4 protein-coding genes are annotated in these 4,018 nt (G+C 67.7%); all 4 read right to left on the bottom strand.

From position 1 onward, the window contains the following. Positions 1 to 348, bottom strand: a 348-nt coding sequence (locus WAN02_RS24850; RefSeq protein ID WP_422267386.1) for a polysaccharide deacetylase family protein, incomplete at its 3' end; no start/stop codon positions are given. Between the two features lie 34 nt (positions 349 to 382). After that, positions 383 to 1,678: a PhoH family protein gene (locus WAN02_RS24845; RefSeq protein ID WP_422267388.1), complete on the bottom strand. Its 1,296-nt coding sequence runs from the start codon at positions 1,676 to 1,678 to the stop codon at positions 383 to 385. 303 nt (positions 1,679 to 1,981) lie between these two features. Continuing rightward, on the bottom strand, positions 1,982 to 2,812 hold the full coding sequence (locus WAN02_RS24840) for an acyl-ACP desaturase (RefSeq protein WP_422267384.1): 831 nt from the start codon (positions 2,810 to 2,812) through the stop codon (positions 1,982 to 1,984). A 48-nt stretch (positions 2,813 to 2,860) separates the two neighbouring features. After that, positions 2,861 to 4,018: serine hydroxymethyltransferase (glyA, locus tag WAN02_RS24835; protein ID WP_422267382.1), on the bottom strand; the 1,158-nt coding region annotated here is incomplete at its 5' end.

Below are 4,018 nucleotides of genomic sequence, written 5' to 3'. Positions count from 1 at the left end.
CGTCGTCATGTTGGGGTGTTCCCAGGTGTGGCTGCCCAGCTCCATGCCCGCCTCGACAACCCGTTTGGCGCCCGCCGGGTTGGCCGCGACCTTGTTGCCGATCTCGAAGAACGTGGCCTTGGCTTTGTTCGCGGTCAGAATGCTCAGCAGCCGGTCGGTAAACGGGGTGGGGCCGTCGTCGAACGTCAGCGCGACGCACTTGACCTGTGCGCAGTCCACGACGTCGTTGGCGTGTGCGAATCGGACGTGACCGGTGAACGCACCGATCCCGACGATGGCGGCCGCCGCCGCCGCGCCGGCGACGGTGCGCCAGTACCGCCAGGCTTGGTTGTCCGGTCGTTTCGACACGGCCGCAGCTTACCGGCGGCGAAGGCCCGCCCGATTACAGCGGTACGCCGCTGATCTCCTCGAGCATCTCGGTGACCAGCGCCGCGATCGGCGAACGTTCGCTGCGCAGCAGCGTGATGTGCGCGAACAGTGGGTGGCCCTTGAGTTTCTCGACCACCGCGGCGACGCCGTCATGCCGGCCCACCCGCAGGTTGTCGCGCTGAGCGACGTCGTGGGTCAACACCACCCGCGATCCCGCGCCCAGCCGGGACAGCACGGTCAGCAGCACGTTTCGTTCCAGGGACTGCGCTTCGTCGACGATGACGAACGAGTCGTGCAGCGAGCGACCGCGGATGTGGGTCAGCGGCAGCACTTCGAGCATGCCGCGGGAAAGCACCTCTTCGAGCACCGCGGGGCTGGCCAGACCTTCGAGGGTGTCGAAGACCGCCTGGGCCCACGGGCCCATCTTTTCGCTCTCGCTACCGGGCAGATAACCCAACTCTTGGCCGCCGACCGCGTAGAGCGGGCGGAACACGACTACCTTGCGCTGCGTGCGGCGCTCCAGCACGGCTTCCAGCCCGGCGCACAGCGCCAGCGCCGACTTACCGGTGCCGGCCTTGCCGCCGAGCGACACGATGCCCACCGACTCGTCGAGCAGCAGATCCAGGGCCACCCGCTGTTCGGCGGAGCGACCGCGCAGTCCGAAAACCTCGCGGTCGCCGCGAACCAGCTGGACCCGCTTGTGCGCGTTGACCCGGCCGAGCGCATGGGAACTGCCGGCCAGTAGCCGAATACCGGTGTGGCACGGCAGGTCTCGCGCAGCCTCCAGGTCGACCTCGCCGTCGGCGAACAACGCGTCGATGTCCTCGGCGCTGGTCTCCATCTCCGTCATCCCGGTCCAGCCGGAGACGACGACGTCCTGCGCGTGGTACTCGTCGGCGAGCAAGCCCACCGCGCCCGCTTTGACGCGCAGCGGAATGTCCTTGCTGACCAACGTGACTCGCTTGCCCTCGGCGGCGAGGTTGGCGGCACAGCACAGGATGCGCGAGTCGTTGGTGTCGGTGCGGAACCCGGCCGGTAGCACACTCGGGTCGCTGTGGTTGAGCTCGACGTGCAGCGTGCCGCCCTGCGTCCCGACCGGAATGGGCTGATCCAGCCGCCCATGCTGGACCCGGAGATCGTCGAACAGGCGCAACGCCTGGCGGGCGAACCAGCCCAGTTCGTGGTGGTGGCGCTTGGCCTCCAGCTCACTGATCACTACCAGCGGAACAACCACTTCGTGTTCGGCGAAGCGGGAGCAGGCCCACGGATCGGACAACAACACCGACGTGTCGAGCACGTAGGTCCTGATGGTGTCCTGTGAAACCGCCGGGGAATCAGTCACGAGCGCTCCTCGAGCTCATCGCCCGGCTCGCTGCGGCATGTTGGTGGTGGCCCCACAGCCACCCATGCGCGCGAAGCGTCCTAGCCGGGCTGGATGCCCGTGCGGCCCGCACGGACGATTCGGCGGGGGCCGCGGCGTCAGGACCGGGGCCGGCGGTCCTGTCGAAGTTGAGACGAGAGGCGCCGCCCGGATAGCAGAGCATGTCGCTAGCCATCGAAAGCAAAACTACTCTCGTCGGCGCATGTGCGCCGTGCAGGCGCGCCGACGTGGCTAGCCGATGACGAACTGCCGCAGCGCGGGCTCGTCGGCGACCCCCCACGCGGTGATGCGGTCGGACATCACCCGGCGCAGTACGTCGGGGCCGAAAATGCCTGCGTCGGCGACGTTTCGCACCTTGTCGTCGTAGGCATCGATGTCGGCGCCGATGACGTCGATCTCGGCCGCGCGGGCGGCGATGGCGCCGATCGTCTCGTCGCGGGTGTAGGTGAGGCAGTGCGCGACAAGGTTGACGAAGAACTCTTCGTGGCGCACCTCGTCACGGGCGATGTGGGTGATGAGGCCGGCCAGCACCGGCTCTTCGATCTGCGCGGCGAGGTTGTTGGTGAACACCGCATGGGAGGCCTCGAAGAGAGCCATGAACACCAGGGTTTCGACCTGAGAGAACTGGTCGGCGCGATAGCCCTTCTGCGACACGTGCTCGAAGCGGACGTGCTCGTTGGCGGTCGGGTCGATCTCGCGGGTCACGACGAAGTACTCGCGCAGCGCGATGGCGTGCAGATGCTCCTCGGCGGTCCAGCGGCCGATCCACTGAGCCCACATGTCCTCGAGGATGAAGTGCTCGACGAGTTCACGGTGGTAGCCCGCGATGTTGTCTTTGGTGATGAGCAGGATTTCGCACGCGTCGGTCACGACTTTCGGCAACGTCACCTGCGACGGGTCCCAGTCGCGTCCGCCCAGGAAGGCGAAGTTCTCGCCCTGCTCGAAGGGCACGAAGTCGTGGGCGAACCAGAGCTGCTCGGTGCCCAGGTGCCGGTCGAGGTTCTCGCCCACCACGGGGTCGAGTTCGAGGATCAGCGCGTTAGCGACAGGTTTCTGTGCCATGCGGTAACGGTAACCCGCGTACACAGGTTTCGTAAAATCTCCCGCGCGTTACACCAGCGACCAGTCTTCCAGGCCGTCGTAGAGCGGAAACTCCCTGGCCAGACGGGTCACCCGGTCGCGCAGCGCCGAGACGTCAGCCGCTTTGCCGGCCGCCAACGCGGTGGCGATGATGTCGGCGACTTCGCTGAACTCGGCGTCCCCGAAGCCGCGGGTAGCGAGCGCCGGGGTGCCGACCCGCAGGCCCGAGGTCACCATCGGCGGCCGCGGGTCGTTGGGCACGGCGTTGCGGTTCACCGTGATGCCGACGTCGTGCAGCAGGTCCTCGGCGGCCTGTCCGTCCAGCGGCGAGTCACGCAGGTCGACCAGCACCAGGTGGACGTCGGTGCCACGGCTGACCACCGAGACGCCGGCCTTGGCGACGTCAGCCGCCAACAGTCGCTCGGCGAGGATCCGGGCGCCGGACAGCGTGCGCTGCTGCCGCTCGACGAATTCCGGGGTGCCCGCGATCTTCAGCGCCACTGCCTTGGCCGCGATCACGTGCATCAGCGGGCCGCCCTGCTGACCCGGGAAGACCGCGGAGTTGATCGACTTGGCGTTCTCCTGCTTGCCGATGATCAGGCCGGACCGCGGGCCGCCCAGCGTCTTGTGCACGGTGGTCGACACGACGTCGGCGTGCGGCACCGGCGACGGGTGCAAACCGGCCGCAACCAGCCCGGCGAAGTGCGCCATGTCCACCCAAAGCTTGGCGTCCACCTCGTCGGCGATCGACTTGAACGCGGCGAAGTCCAGGATCCGCGGGTAGGCCGACCAACCCGCGACGATCACCTTCGGACGGAACTCCAGCGCGTGGGCGCGCACCGCGTCCATGTCGATCAGATGCGTGGTGGCGTCGACGCCGTAAAAAGCGTTCTCGTAGAGCTTGCCGGAGAAGTTCAGCTTCATGCCGTGAGTCAGGTGACCGCCGTTGGCGAGGTCGAGACCCAGCAGCCGCTCCCCCGACGACATCAGCGCGTGCAGAACCGCGGCATTGGCCTGGGCGCCGGAGTGCGGTTGCACGTTGGCGAAGTCGGCGCCGAACAGCGCCTTGGCCCGGTCGCGAGCGATGTTCTCCACGACGTCGACGTACTCGCAACCCCCGTAGTAGCGGCGGCCGGGCAGACCCTCGGCGTACTTGTTGGTCAGCACGCTGCCCTGGGCCTGTAGCAC

This window comes from Mycobacterium sp., from assembly GCF_049281135.1.
Taxonomy (GTDB): Bacteria; Actinomycetota; Actinomycetes; order Mycobacteriales; family Mycobacteriaceae; genus Mycobacterium.
This window is presented reverse-complemented; position numbering and strand designations above follow the sequence as displayed.